Source organism: Flavobacteriales bacterium (assembly GCA_016704485.1).
Lineage (GTDB): Bacteria > Bacteroidota > Bacteroidia > Flavobacteriales_F > PHOS-HE28 > PHOS-HE28.
The window spans coordinates 2,291,183-2,308,967 of the sequence record JADJAA010000001.1; the positions used below are offsets into that span (position 1 = coordinate 2,291,183).

Sequence of the window (17,785 nt, forward strand, 5' to 3'; positions counted from 1 at the left end):
CTGAATTACGGTCGTTAACCACTTCCTTTGTACATTCAAAGCTTTATACGATCTCATCACATGGCGACCGAAACATTTAAATATCCCGAAACGACAAATTACATCGCTGGTAAACCAGTGAACGGCACTCCCAAGAAAATGGATGTTCGCTCGCCGTTGGATGGGAGCATAATCAGTACCGTTGCACTTTCAACCGCAAAGGATCTTGATGTCGCTGTGAAAGCCGCGGAAGCCGCATTCCCAGCGTGGAGCGGCACTCCGATCAAAGAGCGATCGCAGATCTTTTTCAGGTACCGCGAATTACTATCCAAGAATCGTGAAGAATTGGCCCTGCTCGTGCATACAGAGAACGGCAAGACTATGGATGAGTCCTATGCCGAGGTGGACAAGAGCATGGAACTTACGGAATTTGCTTGTAGCCTGCCGCAGTTGGTACAAGGTGAATTGCTCGAAGTGAGTAAAGGCGTAGAGTGCCGTATCGAGCGCAAACCATTGGGAGTGGTAGCCAGCATTGCACCTTTCAACTTTCCGAACATGGTGCCGCATTGGACCATCCCGAACGCATTGATGTTGGGCAATACCATGATCCTGAAGCCAAGTGAAGTGGTGCCGATCAGTGCCATTCGCATTGCTGAATTGCTGAAGGAAGCCGGATTGCCTGATGGTGTGTTCAATGTGGTGAACGGTGATCGCGAGATCGTTGAAGCGATATGTGATCATCCCGGAATTAAGGCGGTGAGTTTTGTCGGTAGTACCAAGGTTGCAAAACTGGTGTACATCCGTGCATGCGCATCCTTGAAGCGTGCGTTGTGCCTGGGCGGAGCGAAGAACCACCTGCTCGTTCTACCCGATGCACATCTGGAAATGACAGCCAGTAACGTTGTAGCGAGCATGAGCGGATGTGCTGGACAGCGTTGTATGGCCGCAGCGCAAATGGTGGGGATCGGCGCTGTGGACCACATTATTCAACAGATGCTTATCGAAGCCAAGAAGTTGATCCCCGGAAAGAATTTGGGACCTGTGATCAGCAAAGCATCCTACGAATGGATCCTCGGTTTCATAGATGAAGCGGAAAAGGCAGGTGCAAAAGTGATCCTCGATGGTCGCAACCCAAAAGTGGATGGTGGTGCAAAAGACGGATACTATCTGGGGCCCACGATCATCGATCACGTTACTGCGGACATGCGCATTTCAAAAGAAGAAGTGTTCGGTCCCGTCATCAGCATTATACGAGCAAAGGACCTCGATGCCGCGATCGCGATCGAGAACGCAAACCCGTATGGTAATGCCGCTGCCGTCTTCACACAAAGTGGTGGACAGGCGCGTCAAGTCATGGAACGCGCCAGTGCCGGTATGATCGGTGTAAACATCGGTGTACCCGTGCCACGCGAACCCTTTAGTTTCGGCGGTTGGAATGATAGCAAGTTCGGTACTTGCGACATCACGGGAAAAAGCTCCATTGAATTCTGGACACAACTGAAAAAGACCACCACCAAGTGGAATCCTGAGGGGAAGACGAATTGGATGAGCTGATAAATAGAACGCTGATGACGCTGAAAGATCTGATGATCACAGATAGATGCTCCCTTTCAGATGCGCGTTGATCCATTCTTTCCCCGTCATCTGCGTTCCATTATCTATGTAATTGCACACTATGAGCACGACCACCAAGACCAACCCCGCCGAGATCCACAAGGACAATCTCGAGCATTCGGTCTATAGCTGAACAAGTGATCTGGCCCTTCCTCGGTTTAAAGACAACAGTCGGAAGCCTGAGCGCGGGGAAGTGGGGCGGCAACCCTGATCCCTGCTAGTTCAAACCGCATACATTTACCATCATGGAAGGTGTATCGCCCGTAATAGCGCCGCTTAGCCCCGAAGAGGTGCAGACCGTTGAGGAGTTCCGTAAGCGGCGGAATACGGCGGTGCTCGCCGTGATGTTCACGGATATTGTGGGCAGCACCAATGCAACGGAACGCTTGGGTGAAAAGGTATACACGGGCTTGCGGCATTTGCATGACGAGTTGGTTCGAAAGATCATTACTCGTGATGGAGCGGGTACTATCGTTAAAGAGATCGGTGACTCTTTTCTATGCGTTTTCGCCGAGCCTTCTGCCGCTGTGGAACGTGCGGTGGAAGTTCAGCGGGCCATCCATATGAACCGCGAAAACCTTTCCGCAGGGGAATACACGCTCACAGTGCGGATCGGCATCCACATGGGACAGGTGGCTGTTGAGGATTCCTTGCGACAGGATGTTTTCGGTAGGCAAGTAAATATGGCGGCGCGTATCGAATCATTGGCCAGCGGTGGGCAAGTGCTTACGTCCCGGTCCGTATGGGAGAATGCCGTCGGTTGGGCCGCTAACGATCCATCGGCTGACATCGGCCATATCCGCTATGGAAAAGCCAAACTAAAAGGCTTCGATGAGCCGGTGGAGCTCTTCGGCTTCCATTCGAAAAAGGCCGTTGTCCCGCCAGCGCCAGCGCCGATCAAGTCGCAAAAAAGACGATCCTTGTTTGCTGCGGTTTCAATAGGGATCCTCGTGGGCGCTATGGTCTACGGCCTATTCAAGTTGTACAACGGCCGAGTGGCTCCCAAAGATGTGGCATTCACCGACGGCAAACCGTATTACATCCAATTCGATTTTTCCGCCTTGCAGCCGGACAGCACTGCCGCTTGGGTGGACACGGCGGCCATTAAGAGCGCGTTCGTATCACAGGCCATTTTCGTGTTTGCACCCATGGCTGTTTGGGGCGAGGATGAGCTTAGGGCGCATTGCGCGAATGCGGGAATTACATATAAGCGCCATCAGAATGAAAGTTCATTGGATTCACCTTTCTTTCGAGATACTTTGGGGCTCGCTGGTGCCTTTTTCATCACAGCCTTGCCAATGGTCAAAGGTTCGGTCGATGATACGCTTCGGACGAAGGTGCGGAGCGATCTCTATCCGGAATCGACAACGTCAAACGCTGCAGTCGTCATGTGCTTTATGACTGCGAAGGGGTTGGAGAAAGAGGCTCGGAACACTTTGCAGTATATAATGGATGTGAGTAAGCGGAAGAGCCTTGGAACGGTGATCATGGTGGACGACAATACCTTCACCTTCAGGTTGGCGCCTGGTGCGGTCGTGTCCAAAGGAGCTAGGGTTTTCTTGAGACGGTATTACGTTGGCTACGAAGGCCTAAAAGTGCGACTGGCCGATACACATATGTATTTAGAAAACTACCGGAATGTTCTGCGGGATCCTGCGAAATGGGATGATTTGGTAGAGCCTGATGAATTACCTGAGGGCATGACGGTTCAGGATGCGCTGATGGCGGTCATCGGAAGTTTGGAAGGCGATTCGGTCGAGATCCAGAAGCAGCTGAATGATGATCCGAATTTCAGCGGTACGTATTATCCTAGTGTCGCTGTGGGCGGCTTCGTCACCGCGATAGCCGATTCCGTGGCGCAGACCACGTGGGAAGGGGACTACCCTGACCGGCCACGACCGGGCGATGATGTTCAGCTTGAATGATAAAGTGCAACTCGGCTACATTTCAGGGCTTGGGATTCGACAGACCTATGACCTGTCCTGATCCAATATGCCACTCCAATTATACGTGACTTTCAACAAAAGAACGCAGGCGAATAGCCTAGAAGAGCTTCAGATAAACCGAAGATAAATTGTTGAACTTTGTACGTTTGAATGGAATCCGGATCGCTCCGGACCATCAACTAGCGAAATAGAAAGACCATGGCCCTGCGCCAACCAACATGAGTATGCAAACCAAAACCAACCCCTCCGAGATCCTAAAGGACAACCTCGAACACAGCATTTTCAGTTGGAGCAAGCAAAGCGGCTTGATTCCACTGAACATCGAACGTGCAAAAGGGCTTTACCTCTACACACGAGAGGGAAAGAAGATCCTCGATTTCAGTTCGCAATTGATGAACGTGAATATTGGGCATGGACATCCGAAAGTGGCGGAAGCCGTGGCGAAACAGATGGCTGAGCTGAGTTACGTGCATCCCGGTATGATCACCGAGGCTCGTGGAAAGTTGAGTAAGAAATTGAGCGAGATCACTCCTGGTACTTTGAACCGTACGTTCTTTACGAACGGCGGTACCGAAGCAGTGGAACATGCAATGAAGTTGGCCCGTTTGCATACCGGTCGTCACAAGATCATTACACTTTACCAGAGCTACCACGGTGCTACATATGGTGCATTAACGGCAGGTGGCGATCCACGCGGATTGCCTCATGATAGCCAAGGTGTACCCAACATCATCCATGTTGAGAATCCGTACTTCTATCGCTGTCCTTGGAATAGCAAGACGCCTGAAGAGTGCACCGAGAACGCACTAGCACATTTGGAACGCGTGATGAAATTCGAAGGCCCGCAATACATCGCGGCCATCATGATGGAAGGGGAGAGCGGTTCCAGTGGCTGCATTAAATACCCACCGGGTTATTGGAAAGGCGTTAGCGCAATTGCCGAGAAGTACGGTATTCTGACAATTTGCGATGAGGTGATGAGCGGCTTTGGTCGCACCGGAAAGTGGTTCGGTATTGATCATCATGGTGTGGTGCCGGATATCATGTGCATGGCGAAAGGACTCACTGCCGGTTACATCCCACTCGGAGGTATCATCGTGAAAGAAGAGATCATCAAGCACTTCGATGATAAGCCATTACCCATCGGACTGACATACAGCGCGCATGCCGTGGCTTGTGCTGCGGGCAATGCTGTTCTTGATATTTACGAAGAAGAGAACCTGGTTGAGAATGCTGCCAACATGGGCCGCTATGTGGATGAAAGTGTGGCCAAACTCGCCCAGAAACACCCGAGCATCGGAGATTTCCGCAATACAGGGTTGCTCGGTTGCATTGAACTGGTAAAGAACCGCGATACCAAAGAACCCATGGCACCTTGGAACGCAACACCTGATCAAATGGGCGTCATGAACAAAGTGGCTGCCAAGCTGACCGAGCTCGGCATGTTCACTTTCGTGCGCTGGAACTGGATCTTCGTTGCACCGCCACTTACGATCGGCAAAGAAGGGATTGATGAAGGGATGGAGATCATCAGCAAGGCCTTGAGTATTGCGGATGAGGGGTGCAACTAAATCACGGATCGTGTGCGGGGTATCTTAACTGATCCGTTAAGGGCGTTATCGCTTCCATGCCGAAGTCCACTACCTATATTCTGCTCTTTAGAGGTGTTGGCGGAGAAACACAACTACCTGTTGACCCATTGCGAAAGGCGCTTACGGAATTGGGCTTCACTGGAGTGACCACGTACATCAACAGCGGCAACGCATTGGTGCGGAGCACGTTTACTCGGGATAAGACTCTTGCCAAAGTAGTGGAACTGTGCAAGGAGCAGTTCGGTTTCGATAAACCCATTTTCGCGTCAACGGCTGCGGAATGGGCTGAGGTGATCGCCAACAACCCGTTCCCGAACGCCTTAGCGACACCCAAGTTCTTGCACGCGGCATTGTTGGCTTCTGCAGCCGATGCGGCCCGTATAAAAGCCATTCAAGCTATAGCTGTGGATGGCGAGCAACTGAAGGTGGTGAAGTGCGTGGCCTACATCCACACTCCGAATGGCTTCGGCACTTCCAAAATGGCCGCCAAATTCGATAAGGGTATTGGAGTAGTGAACACTGCCCGCAATTGGAACACTGTGCTGAAGTTACACGAGTTGGCCTTGGCGTTGGAAGAGATGTGACGTAGAGGGCTCCGTGAGTTGATCTGTGAGCTGGTTCGCAATTGGTGTTTGAAGCCTTTGCGGAGTAACTCACTCCTTATACCAATCCACCAGACGTACTTCGATCTTTGGATCACCCGTGTTCACCAGTTCTTTGAACCGTTCCACATCACTTAACCCTTCCGGACCGCGGTAGTGGCATGGATACACCACTTTCGGCTGAAAAGCAAGCACACCGCTAGCCGCTTGGTCTACTGTCATGGTGTATGGTAGGTTCATGCAAACAAAGGCGATGTCGATGTTCTTCAGTGCGCGCATTTCCGGGATGTCCTCTGTATCACCGGAGATGTAAATGCGCTCTCCCCCCATAGTGAGCACATAGCCGTTGCCGCGTCCTTTTGGGTGGCGTGGGTCGTTAGGGTCGGGCATATTATACATTGGTATGGCCTCAATACCAATGCTGTTCTTTTCGATAGATGCGCCATTGGCAAGTACGGAAGTGATCTTTTGCAACGCTTCGGGGAGTAGGTCCATTACAGCTTGCGGCGCAATGATTTGCGCTTTGCTCAGATCAAATTCTTGCAAGGTCTTTGCATCAAAGTGGTCTCCGTGGATGTCCGTGATCAGGATCAGATCCGGTGCGGCATACTGCTTGAAACGATAAGCGCCATCGTGCGGGTCCACATAGACCGTTACGCCGTTCCATTCCAACACCAAGGCGCTATGGTGAACAGGTGCGATCTTGACGGCAGTTGCTTCGCTGTGGATCATATTCTGAGCGCTTGTCGTATTCATGGCAAAGGCGCAAGCGAGCGTAGCGCCAATGATTAGTAAATGGGAAGGTAGGGACGCTAACATGGCCCGAAGTTACGGTAAGGCCTTTTCGATATGATCGATCAAGTTGTCGTCAAGAGGAGTAAGCTTTGTATGCACTCCGATCCCAGATCGAACAACATTCCGTTCCTTGGCCCCATTAACGCAATGGTAGATCAACCGTTCACGCACAGCATCAAAAACTCCCCACTCTACAGCGAAGACCTGGCGCCGATCCCAGTAGAAAAACGCACGTGGAGCAAATGGAACCTCGCGGCATTATGGGTGGGAATGGCCGTATGCATTCCTACGTACCTATTGGCGAGTTACATGATGCGCGCTGGCCTTAGCTGGCAAGCCGCACTTACTATTATCGGCTTGGCTAATTTGGTGATCACCATACCTATGGTCCTCAATGGCCATGCGGGCGTGAAGTATGGTATTCCTTTTCCTGTGCAAGGTCGTGCAGCTTTCGGAACGGTCGGCATTCACATTCCAAGTATCGTAAGAGCGATCGTTGCATGTGGATGGTTCGGCGTGCAAACATGGATCGGAGGTTTGGCGATCTATTCCATATGGAATGCTGCAACTGGTGATGTTGGTGATCTTGGATTGAGCGCTGGAAAATTCATTGCGTTCGGGATCTTCTGGTTGATCCAGATCTGGTTCATTTGGCGCGGTACCGAAAGCATAAAATGGCTGGAGACATGGGCTGCACCGATCCTGATCATCATCGGGATGCTATTGATCGGCTGGGGTGCAACGAATGCGGGCGGATTAAGTGTAGCACTGGAACAAGGCAAACAATTGCAACATGCAACTGCCGTGTTGGTGCCTTACGCGGATGCCACTACCGGTCACGAATTGCGATTAACGCCGTTGGTCGGTTCGGATGGAGTACCAAAAGCCACGGAGTATCGAATTGTTCCTAGAACTAAAATGGATGGCGGATCGGATGCTTGGCTACCGATCACTAGTTCGACGACAAGTCATGCAATGGGAGTTGAACCATCAGTGAATGTTCAGTTCCGGAACGCTGAAGGGCAAGAGTCAACCATACTAAAAGTTGGTGCTAGCCCCGGTGTGCCGGAAAGTGCAGGTTTTATGAGCTACTTATTGTGGTTCACAGCAATGGTCGGTTTTTGGGCAACCATGGCGATCAGTATCTCGGACATTACACGTTATGCAAGTAGCCAGAAGGATCAATTGGCCGGGCAGTTCATCGGCTTGCCGGGTACCATGATCTTTTATTCGTTCGTCGGGATCTTCGTCACAAGCGCGGCGGTCATCGCCTTCCGGGATGTACTTATTGCAGAGGATGCACCGTGGGATCCCGTTTCGTTGGTCAGCAAATTCTCCAGTCCAGGCGTTGTCATTTTTGCACAATTGGCGATGTTGATCGCAACACTCAGTACCAATATTGCAGCCAACGTCATAGCACCCGCGAACGCATTCAGCAACTTGTTCCCACAGAAGATCAGTTTCAGGGTTGGTGGTGTGATCGCTGGGTTGATCGGTATCTTGATCTGCCCATGGTGGTTGCTCGATGAGATCAGCGGACTTCTGATCTTCGTGAGCGGATTGCTTGGTCCGGTGTTGGGCATTCTGTTGTGCGACTATTTCATCATCCGCAAGAAAGAATTGTCAGTGCCAGATCTTTTCGCGGTGGACGGCAAGTACCGTTTCACTTCTGGCTTTAACATAGTAGCGATCGTCGCGCTTGTTGTCGGTGTGTTCGCCGCACTTATCGGTTTCTGGGTCGAAGCGCTGGCTTTGCTTTATCAACTTTCTTGGTTCACTGGGTTCGTAGTAGCCTTTGTGGTGTATTGGCTTGGAATGAGGCCACGACCCCAAGTCATCTGAGAGCTAGATCTAGAAAGCGTAGCGACGATCAACGATCAGCCAAAATTGATAGTTGAGCTTATGTGATTACGCTTCAATAGCTAATACTTCTTGGTTCCAGGAAAATTCAAACGCTTACCGCCTCTTGCTGGAATATCCAATCCAATGCTTCCGATGGTTTAGGGAACCATGCTACTTTGAACGTGAGCTGACCATGGACTGCGGTGAAGGACCGCTGAACACTGGTCTGGTTGAAGTAGTCAGACGATTCCAAGATCGCCATTTTTTCTAACCGCGAATCAAATAATTTCGGGAACCAGACCTCGTTCGCCCACTGCTCATCCGATTTAAGGATCGCCGTCATTTCGCGTAGGTCGGCGATCCAATACACCAGATCAAACTTCACGACAATATCCAGCGCCAATTCGAGGCTTGAACGATACTGGTCGCTGCGCGCATGGCCCTTCCATTCTAAGTGGATCAATTCATTATTTGCTGACCTGCGTATCGATAAATACGGCTCGTCCAATACAGTGATCATACTATGAAGTGGCGACAGTTCCATTGGTGTGCGAAAAGTACTCAGATCAGAGCGAAAATGCCAGTGATATAGCACGAAATGGTAGTTAGTAAGGAAGAGTTTGATGTTCACTGATGAGATAATCTGGACTTGCGTGAGGGATAGTAGTGGAAAGCCCGTAAGCGAGGAGTCCCGCAGTCCGCCGTACGGCGGACTGCGGGACTCCTCGCTTACGGGCTTGCACCCTTCGACTCCGCTCAGGGCAACTCCAAACCCGACCCGAAGTTCCCTGAGCGGAGCCGAAGGGTACGAAGGGGCACGCCCAACTTCTGATCCAACCAAGTAACTTGGAGCCGATACTGACACCCTATTGATCATGAGCATACTGATAAAGAACGGAACCGTTGTAACCGCCGCTGATTTCCACCGCGCCGATGTCCTCATTGAAGGCGAACACGTAAAGGCCATTGGCCATGGTCTTGCTGCTGAAGGAGCTGAGGTGATTGATGCGAAAGGTATGTTCGTATTGCCCGGAGGTATCGATCCGCATGTGCATTTGGACATGCCGTTCATGGGCACGTTCAGCAGTGATAATTACGAGACCGGAACGCGCGCTGCCTTGCATGGCGGTACAACTACTGTGATCGATTTCATACTACAGACCCAAGGTAAAAGTTTGCGACATGCGCTGGAACAATGGCAAGGCCGCATGCAGGGCAATCTTTTCGGTGATCTCAGCTGGCACATGGCCGTTACCGATTTCAACGATGAGACGAAGAAGGAAGTGAAGGAGATGATCGAGCAGGAAGGCATCACCAGTTTCAAAACCTTCATGGCCTACAAGGGCGCGTTGATGATCGATGACCGCCAAATGGTTGGTCTGATGAACGAAGTGAAGGCGCAGGGCGGACTCGTTACGGTGCATGCGACGAACGGCGATATGATCGATTTTCTGGTTCAGAAACACCGGGCTGAAGGGAAGATGGCACCGCTGTACCACTACTTATCTCAGCCAGAGATCACCGAGGCTGAAGCGAGTGGCCGCTTTGCGGATATGGCTTGGCACACGGGTGTACCGGCGTACATCGTACACATGACCTGCGAAGGTGCATTGAACCATGTTCGCGATGCGACGCGACGCAACCAGCGCGTGTTGGCCGAGACATGCATTCAGTATTTGTTGCTGGATGCTTCGCTTTATGAACAGGCTGATGGCGCGAAATGGGTGATGAGCCCGCCGTTGCGTGAGAAGAAGGATCAGGCCGCTTTGTGGGGTGCGATCGAGCAAGGTTCCATCCAGGTAGTAGCAACGGATCATTGCCCCTTTATGATGGCGCAGAAAGCGATGGGTTCCGCAGATTTCTCGAAGATCCCCAACGGACATCCAGCGATAGAACACCGGATGGAGTTGCTCTTCAGCGAAGGTGTGAACAAGAAACGGATCTCATTGAACAAGTTCGTGGAAGTGACCGCTACGAATCCTGCCAAGATCTTCGGGATGTTTCCGCGCAAAGGGACGATCGGCATTGGAAGCGATGCGGACATTGTGATACTTGATCCGAACGAAAAGCATACACTCAGCGCCAAAACGCACCACATGAACGTGGACTATAGTGGCTATGAAGGCATGCAACTGACCGGCAAGGTTAAGACCGTGATCCTACGTGGACAAGTGGCTATCGACAAAGGCGAGGTGAAGATCAAGAAGGGATACGGGCAGTTCATAAAGCGGAACAAGGTGAGTGGAATGCTTTGAAGGAATGGCACGCTGATAACGCAGTAAGAACGGATAAACACTGATATGAAGGATGGACAGGAATATTTACATAGTGAGTTGACCGATGTTATTATTAAAGCGTTCTATGCTGTGTATAATAGGTTGGGTTATGGCTTCCTTGAGAAGGTTTATGAAAATGCCATGTTGTTGGAATTAAAGGAGATGGGACTTTCAGTTGAGCGGCAAAGACCAATTACCGTACTATATCATGATCAAGAAGTTGGGCAATACTATGCAGACCTCATAGTCGATAATAAAGTGATCCTGGAATTGAAGGCAGCAGATGGATTACGAGATGAGCATGTTCATCAATTGATCAACTATCTCAAAGCTACACGTATCGAAGTCGGCATACTGTTTAACTTCGGGACCAAACCGCAATTCAAAAGAAAGATCTTCACGAACTCTTGATCTGCGTTGATCAGTTCTTTCAGCGTTATCAGCGTTCTCTATTTTCCTAGAACATGCCAAGAAAAATAAAGTCCGGTCTTATCCAAATGAGCCTGCCCATGACCGAGGGCGAAGGAACGATCCCAGAGATCATCAACGCGATGGTGCAAAAGCACATTCCGATGATCGAGGAAGCAGGCAAAAAAGGTGTGCAGATCCTGTGTTTGCAGGAGATCTTCAATACGCCCTATTTCTGTCCCGGTCAAGATCATAAATGGTACGAAAGCGCGGAAAGCGTTCCTGGACCTACCACGGAATTGATGCAGACCTACGCGAAGAAGTACAACATGGTGATCATCGTTCCGATCTATGAGAAGGAATCAGCCGGTGTGTTGTACAACACAGCCGCAGTGATCGATGCGGATGGCACCTACCTTGGAAAGTACCGCAAGAACCACATTCCACATACCACAGGCTTCTGGGAGAAATTCTTCTTCAAGCCCGGCAATCTTGGTTATCCCGTCTTCCAAACGAAGTATGCCAAAGTGGGTGTGTACATCTGCTATGATCGTCACTTTCCTGATGGTGCGCGTTGCTTAGGACTGAACGGTGCTGAGATCGTATATAACCCTTCAGCCACAGTAGCCGGTTTAAGTGAATACCTCTGGAAACTTGAGCAACCAGCGCATGCCGCGGCGAACGGTTACTTCATGGGTTGCATTAATCGCGTTGGTGAGGAGAAACCATGGAACCTCGGAAAGTTCTACGGACAATCATATTTTGTGGATCCACGCGGTCAGATCTTCGCACAAGCAAGCCGCGATGATGATGAATTACTGATCGTGGAATTCGATCTGGATATGATCGAGGAGGTGAGAAGCACTTGGCAGTTCTACAGAGATCGGCGACCGGAGACATACGGTAGACTCACGGAACTATAGAACGCTGATGACGCTGATTGATATGATAGAGAATGATGAAAGCCAACTTCTGGATGCTGGGAATTACAAGCATTCGGAGTTGACGGAACAAGTCATTAAGGCGTTCTACACAGTGTACAACACGTTGGGCTACGGGTTCCTTGAAAAGGTTTACGAGAACGCGATGCTCCATGAGCTGAGGAAAATGGGATTGAATGTTAAGAACCAGCACCCGATAACGGTCTTCTATGATGGTGTGAAAGTGGGAACCTACTCTGCAGATCTTTTGGTTGAAGAACTCGTCATTATTGAGTTGAAGGCGGCAAAGGACTTCTGCGAGGCAGACGAATACCAATTGGTTAATTACCTCAAGGCAACAAATAGTGAAGTAGGTCTTTTACTGAACTTTGGGAAGAAGCCACGCATCAAAAGAAAAGTCTTCTCAAACCTATCATAAGTTGATCATAAAGATCAGCGTCATCAGCGTTCCTCTATTACCATGGCAGAATACAAGAAACCAACCACCGAAGCCGAGTTCAACGCCAACTTCCATCCGAAGAAACCGTTGATGACGGATACCGAAGCATATTACGAAAGCTCGCGCTGTCTGTATTGCTACGACGCGCCATGTGTAACTGCTTGCCCGACAGGGATCGACATTCCTCAGTTCATTCGGCAGATCAATAGTGGAACCAATGAAGGTGCCGCCAAAACGATCTATGATAGCAATTGGATGGGACATGCTTGCGGCAATGTCTGCCCAACAGAGGAACTGTGCGAAGGTGCTTGTGTATACAATCATAGCGATGTGAAACCGATCGAGATCGGAAGGTTGCAAGCACACGCCACGGCGGAAGTGATCCGTACCAAAAAGAAATTATTCCGAGTTGGAAAGGACACCGGAAAGAAGGTGGCGGTGATCGGTGCAGGTCCTGCGGGGATCTCGGCTGCGTGCGAGTTGCGGATGTTGGGACATGCCGTAACTATATATGAAGCAAGGGCATTGCCAAGCGGCCTTTGCGTTCATGGGGTGGCACCTTACAAGCTCACCAACGAAGAAGCGTTGGATGAAATGGCTTATTTGCAAGAACAGTTCGGGTTTGATGTGCATTATAACAAAGCCATTGCAGGTCGTGCGGATCTTGAAAAACTGGAGAAGGACTTCGACGCGATCTTCATCGGGATCGGTCTTGGAAGTACCTCCAAATTAGGCGTTATCGGCGAGGACAAGAAAGGCGTGCTCGGCGCTTTGGAATATGCAGAGGAATTGAGGATGAAGCACCACAAATCACCTATCGGGAACAAGGTGATCGTGCTTGGCGGAGGAAATACAGCAATGGATGCCGCCAGCGAAAGTTGCCGAATGGGTGCAGAGAGTGTTATCATCGCCTACCGCCGTGGTGCGGACGAGATGGGTGCCTACTCGTTCGAGTTCGACCTTGCGAAGAAGAGTGGTGCGAAGGCATTGTTCAACGTTACACCTGTTGAGATCATGGGTAATGGCTCGGTGACCGGTGTAAAATTCATTCGCAACAAAGCTGCTTATGGTAAGATCGAAGCGATAGCCGGAAGCGAGTTCATTGAGCCTTGCGACATGGTGTTGCTCGGCACGGGACAGGGCAAACAAGTGGACCTGCTGGAACAGATCTCAGGAGTGAAGCTCGAACACAAAAGCCGCATTCTCGATGATCGAGGTCGCTTGGTAGTGAACGAACATTACCAGACCAACAACCCGAAATACTTTGCTGCAGGCGATGCGGTGAACGGTGGTGTGGAAGTGGTGAACGCAGCCGCCGAAGCGAAGAAAGCAGCACACGGGATCAATGCTTATTTAAACAATTGAATCGAATAAGAAGCAGAGTTTGGGAACCAGTGAGTAAGAAGCAGTCCCATTTTCTGATCTTCTGATCATCTAATTTTCTGATCAAACATGGCCGATCTAAGAACAAACCTAGCAGGCATCAAAAGCCCAAACCCATTTTGGCTGGCTTCTGCTCCACCAACGAACTCCGGCTACCAGATTATGAAAGCCTTCGATGCAGGCTGGGGTGGTGCAGTGTGGAAAACACTTGGTGTACCTGTGGTGAATGTGAGTAGCCGTTACGGTGCGTTGAACTACCGTGATAATCGCATGGTGGGCTTCAATAACATCGAGCTGATCACCGACCGACCACTTGCAGACAACCTCCGCGAGATCTCCGAAGTGAAAAAGCGCTTCCCGGATCATGCAGTGATTGCTTCTTTGATGGTGGAAACCCGCGAAGAATGGCACAACATAGTGCGCGATGTGGAGAATGCGGGTGCGGATGGGATCGAACTCAATTTCGGTTGTCCACATGGCATGTGCGAGCGCGGAATGGGTAGCGCTGTTGGTCAAGAACCCAAAGTATTACAGACCATTGTTGAGTGGGTGAAGGAAGTTGCCAAGGTCCCGGTGATCACAAAGCTTACACCGAATATTTCGGATATAACCAGACCAGCGCGTGCAGCCAGAGCAGGTGGTAGCGACGCGATCTCGTTGATCAATACGATCCAAAGTGTGATCGGCGTTGATCTTGATACGTTCGTGTCTAGCCCGAGTGTAGATGGTAAAAGCACGAACGGTGGTTACTGCGGCCCGGCCGTAAAGCCAATCGCATTGAACATGCTCAAGAATTGCGCACAGGACAACCAAGTGGGCATTCCGATCAGTGGAATAGGGGGTGTTGAAACTTGGCGTGATGCTGCGGAATTCATTCTTCTCGGCGCAACTTCCGTGCAAGTGTGTACTGCCGTGATGCACTATGGCTTCGGAATTATCCGCGACCTGAACTCCGGTTTGGAGCGCTACATGGACGAAAAGGGCTTCAAGACGATTGAGGATTTCCGAGGCAAAGCACTACCGAACATCCTGCATTGGGAAGACCTCAATCTCAAATACAAAGTGGTGGCCGAGATCAACGCCGACAAATGCATCGGTTGCCAATTGTGCTACACCGCCTGCGAGGACGGTGCGCATCAGGCCATCGGATTATCCAGCGACCCATTGAACCGCATACCAAGTATCATCGAAGAGAATTGCGTAGGCTGCAACCTCTGCTCCATCGTTTGCCCAGTGGAGGATTGCATCACCATGGATCGCCGCGATGATGGCAAGGAACACCTGACCTGGGGCGACCGCACCCGCGCTGGTAACATCCCAAAAACCTTCGATGATGAACTGGCAGGTGGACGACATCATTGGGTACCGGAACCAGCTGCTGCATTGGTGACTAAGAAGCCACGGCATTACAAGGGTTGATAAGTTCAAAACCAATTAGCCACATAGCATGGACCGCAAAGCACGCATACGATCCTTCGTCATTCCCGCGTTCATACTCGCGTTGACCATTGGTAACTACGCACGATTAACAGGCAATGAATCTGTTCGTCCCATTCAAGTCGCTTCACTCATTGCGATCGGAATGTGTTTAGGTGTACTTGTCAGGAACTTGTTCGCCTTAATTCGAGGACGTTCATGATTGACCAACACATGCAAACAGCCATCGACGAAGCCCGCTTGGGCCGCTCACAAGGTGGTATCCCTATAGGCTCCGCATTGGTACGCGATGGAAAGTTGATCGCCAAAGGACACAACAAACGCGTACAGGAGAAGAACCCGATCCTTCATGGCGAAATGGATTGCCTGAATAACGCTGGACGCATCGGTAGTTACAAAGGCACAACGATCTATTCCACGCTGATGCCTTGTTATATGTGTGCTGGTACGATCGTTCAATTCAAGATCAAGAAGGTGATAGTAGGGGAGAGCCGTACGTTCTCCGGAGCGCGCGAATTCATGGAGAGCCACGGCGTGGAAGTGATCGATCTGGACCTACCAGAATGTGTGCAAATGATGGAGGAATTCATCGCCGCAGAACCAGAGCTTTGGAACGAGGATATTGGGGAGTGATGGAACGCTCTCCGTTCCCGGGTCAAGCCCGAGAGGACAGCCCGGAGAGTGTGCCATAACCTTCCGAAACACGAACGGCCACCCCTTTCGGAGCGGCCGTTCGTAGTCGGACCGCACTAACTTACTTCGTTACCACCACGCGGAAACTTGCGTATTGGCCATTGTCGAAGCTCATGTTGAAGAGGTATGTTCCAGTAGCAACATTGCTCACATCAACAGTAAGTCTACCATTGTTGGCCACACTCACTTTTTGTTGAGCTACCATCTTGCCGCTCTGATCATAGATCTGCAAGTTGGCTGCACCACTTTGTCCGGTCAACGGAATAACAATGAAGTCATTCGTTGGATTCGGGAAAGGTGTAACGTCAACACGGTTCTGCTCATCAATGCCTACTATGGCAGAAGTCATCTTCACGCCAATTCCAGAATAGGTTGCATCTGCAAATGATCCCCATGCTCCATTGTCGCTCATCAAGTAGATCGGCTCATCCAGATCAGCCTGAATGCGCCCATAATCAAGACCACCGTCCATTCCTAAGAACACGTCCGTAGAAGGTGAATAAGCACAGAATAAGTAGCGCTTGTCATTCACCATTACGAATGGGTCATTGAATGGGATATAAAGGGTAAGCCCGCCAATGCTATCCTCGAAGAAATAGTCTGCAGTAGTGAGCTGTGCAAGATCGTTGGTTGTTGCATCGGCCCATCCAGTGAACGTATCATTCCACTCAAAGATCCTTGCTTCCAATACTTCACCATCCATACTGGCGTTACCGGATTTGGTTGCTCCGGTGTAAAGTCCTTCGATCTGATACATTTCGGCCATTGGGCTTGAGAAGTACGCACAGACCTGATAACTTGGTGAATTCAAAGTTGCGCGAACAAAAGACTCTTGTAATGGTGTCTTTGTTGCTGGATCAACCTTTGCGTAGGTGAACAATGAATCCGCAAGGAAGTTGAAATCATAGGAATTGTCCGACGGAAATCCATCCGTGTTAGCAGAGGTTACTGTATAAAGCCCCTCGTAATAACCACTCCAATTGGTTTGGGTGAACAAAGGAAGTGCCATATACGCACTGTCATTGTTCAATACTGGCGTAGGAGATGAGGTTTCGTTATAGAGTTCCGTTCCGTTCTGTGTGATCGTTAAATTAACCACTACGTCCGTCTGGTCCAAGGATCCAAAGTTGCGCACCCAGGAACCCAGGTCCATTGCAAATCCGGTTGCATTCGCCAACGAAGCAGGTAGTGCTGCATACTGCGGTATTAAAGCGGTTTTCTTGTCCATGAACAGGTTGTATTCATACACACCGAGAACGCTTCCGATCAGGAATTCCACGTTTCCTGCAACGATCTCGTCGTGCAAAAGAGCGCCGGCGTCAGTAGAGATCATGACCACAGGTATCGTGATCTCTCCACCAACAGCGCCAGCTCCCATGGCTACGGGAGCTCCACTGTTGTTGATGATAACAACGGCAACTGCACCCTCGTTCTGTGCGCTAAGGGCTTTCGCTCCGAATTCACATACACCACGGTAGACTACAGCTACCTTTCCTAAGATGTCCGCACCATTAACTAAGGCTTCACAGCCCAATGAATCCGCACCGCTGTCGTCATCGACCAGAGCTGCAAATGCAGTCACTGAATTAGCGGGATCATTCAGATCCGGGGTCTGGCCCCAATTGTCGGCCCAAGTGAATTCTTGTGCACCCTCCAAGGATGCCGGTTGTGTAACGAATGTGGTTACCTGAGCGTTCGACCAGAGCGCACCAAGTACCACGCAAGCTGTGAGTAGGGATCTTTTCATTGTGAAGGTTTTAGTTAATAATAGGATGAGATGGGTAGAGGGCACCACATATTTCTCACTACAATATTACGGATCATTGTGTTCCGGACCA

The 17,785-nt window shown here is 50.4% G+C and carries 15 protein-coding genes; 12 read left to right on the forward strand and 3 right to left on the reverse strand.

The window, feature by feature from the left end; genetic code table 11:
- The first annotated feature begins 60 nt into the window (after window positions 1-60).
- The 4 genes from IPF95_09735 (at window position 61) to IPF95_09750 (ending at window position 5,715) form a co-directional block, all read left to right on the forward strand.
- The gene (locus IPF95_09735; GenBank protein ID MBK6474973.1) at window positions 61-1,533 is read left to right on the forward strand and encodes a CoA-acylating methylmalonate-semialdehyde dehydrogenase; all 1,473 of its coding nucleotides are present in this window, start codon (window positions 61-63) and stop codon (window positions 1,531-1,533) included.
- Between the two features lie 305 nt (window positions 1,534-1,838).
- Window positions 1,839-3,518: an adenylate/guanylate cyclase domain-containing protein gene (locus IPF95_09740; GenBank protein ID MBK6474974.1), complete on the forward strand. Its 1,680-nt coding sequence runs from the start codon at window positions 1,839-1,841 to the stop codon at window positions 3,516-3,518.
- 239 nt (window positions 3,519-3,757) lie between these two features.
- Window positions 3,758-5,110, forward strand: coding sequence for an aminotransferase class III-fold pyridoxal phosphate-dependent enzyme (locus tag IPF95_09745; protein ID MBK6474975.1), 1,353 nt, complete (start codon window positions 3,758-3,760; stop codon window positions 5,108-5,110).
- Between the two features lie 56 nt (window positions 5,111-5,166).
- A complete protein-coding gene (locus tag IPF95_09750) occupies window positions 5,167-5,715 on the forward strand; it encodes a DUF1697 domain-containing protein (protein ID MBK6474976.1) in 549 nt (182 codons plus the stop codon).
- Window positions 5,716-5,784: 69 nt separating this feature from the next.
- On the opposite strand, the gene IPF95_09755 is transcribed toward IPF95_09750, so the two are convergent.
- On the reverse strand, window positions 5,785-6,552 hold the full coding sequence (locus tag IPF95_09755; GenBank protein ID MBK6474977.1) for an MBL fold metallo-hydrolase: 768 nt from the start codon (window positions 6,550-6,552) through the stop codon (window positions 5,785-5,787).
- A gap of 123 nt (window positions 6,553-6,675) precedes the next feature.
- On the opposite strand from IPF95_09755, the gene IPF95_09760 reads away from it, so the two are divergent.
- Complete coding sequence (locus IPF95_09760) at window positions 6,676-8,370, forward strand: NCS1 family nucleobase:cation symporter-1 (protein ID MBK6474978.1); 1,695 nt, start codon at window positions 6,676-6,678, stop codon at window positions 8,368-8,370.
- A gap of 106 nt (window positions 8,371-8,476) precedes the next feature.
- Here the strand turns inward: IPF95_09760 and IPF95_09765 are convergent, their stop codons facing one another.
- The gene (locus IPF95_09765; GenBank protein MBK6474979.1) at window positions 8,477-8,890 is read right to left on the reverse strand and encodes a hypothetical protein; all 414 of its coding nucleotides are present in this window, start codon (window positions 8,888-8,890) and stop codon (window positions 8,477-8,479) included.
- A 355-nt stretch (window positions 8,891-9,245) separates the two neighbouring features.
- On the opposite strand from IPF95_09765, the gene hydA reads away from it, so the two are divergent.
- The 7 genes from hydA (at window position 9,246) to IPF95_09800 (ending at window position 15,887) form a co-directional block, all read left to right on the forward strand.
- The gene (gene hydA / locus IPF95_09770) at window positions 9,246-10,625 is read left to right on the forward strand and encodes a dihydropyrimidinase (GenBank protein ID MBK6474980.1); all 1,380 of its coding nucleotides are present in this window, start codon (window positions 9,246-9,248) and stop codon (window positions 10,623-10,625) included.
- Window positions 10,626-10,670: 45 nt separating this feature from the next.
- Window positions 10,671-11,057: a GxxExxY protein gene (locus IPF95_09775; GenBank protein MBK6474981.1), complete on the forward strand. Its 387-nt coding sequence runs from the start codon at window positions 10,671-10,673 to the stop codon at window positions 11,055-11,057.
- A 53-nt stretch (window positions 11,058-11,110) separates the two neighbouring features.
- Entirely contained in the window at window positions 11,111-11,977 is an 867-nt protein-coding gene (locus IPF95_09780; GenBank protein MBK6474982.1) for an acyltransferase, read from the forward strand.
- Window positions 11,978-11,999: 22 nt separating this feature from the next.
- Window positions 12,000-12,413, forward strand: a complete 414-nt coding sequence (locus tag IPF95_09785; GenBank protein MBK6474983.1) for a GxxExxY protein — start codon at window positions 12,000-12,002, stop codon at window positions 12,411-12,413.
- Between the two features lie 42 nt (window positions 12,414-12,455).
- The gene (locus IPF95_09790; protein ID MBK6474984.1) at window positions 12,456-13,799 is read left to right on the forward strand and encodes an FAD-dependent oxidoreductase; all 1,344 of its coding nucleotides are present in this window, start codon (window positions 12,456-12,458) and stop codon (window positions 13,797-13,799) included.
- An 87-nt stretch (window positions 13,800-13,886) separates the two neighbouring features.
- Window positions 13,887-15,236, forward strand: coding sequence for an NAD-dependent dihydropyrimidine dehydrogenase subunit PreA (preA, locus tag IPF95_09795; protein ID MBK6474985.1), 1,350 nt, complete (start codon window positions 13,887-13,889; stop codon window positions 15,234-15,236).
- Between the two features lie 219 nt (window positions 15,237-15,455).
- Window positions 15,456-15,887 (forward strand): nucleoside deaminase, encoded by a 432-nt coding sequence (locus IPF95_09800; GenBank protein ID MBK6474986.1) that lies wholly within the window; start codon window positions 15,456-15,458, stop codon window positions 15,885-15,887.
- Window positions 15,888-16,008: 121 nt separating this feature from the next.
- On the opposite strand, the gene IPF95_09805 is transcribed toward IPF95_09800, so the two are convergent.
- The gene (locus tag IPF95_09805; protein ID MBK6474987.1) at window positions 16,009-17,694 is read right to left on the reverse strand and encodes a T9SS type A sorting domain-containing protein; all 1,686 of its coding nucleotides are present in this window, start codon (window positions 17,692-17,694) and stop codon (window positions 16,009-16,011) included.
- Between the last annotated feature and the right edge of the window lie 91 nt (window positions 17,695-17,785).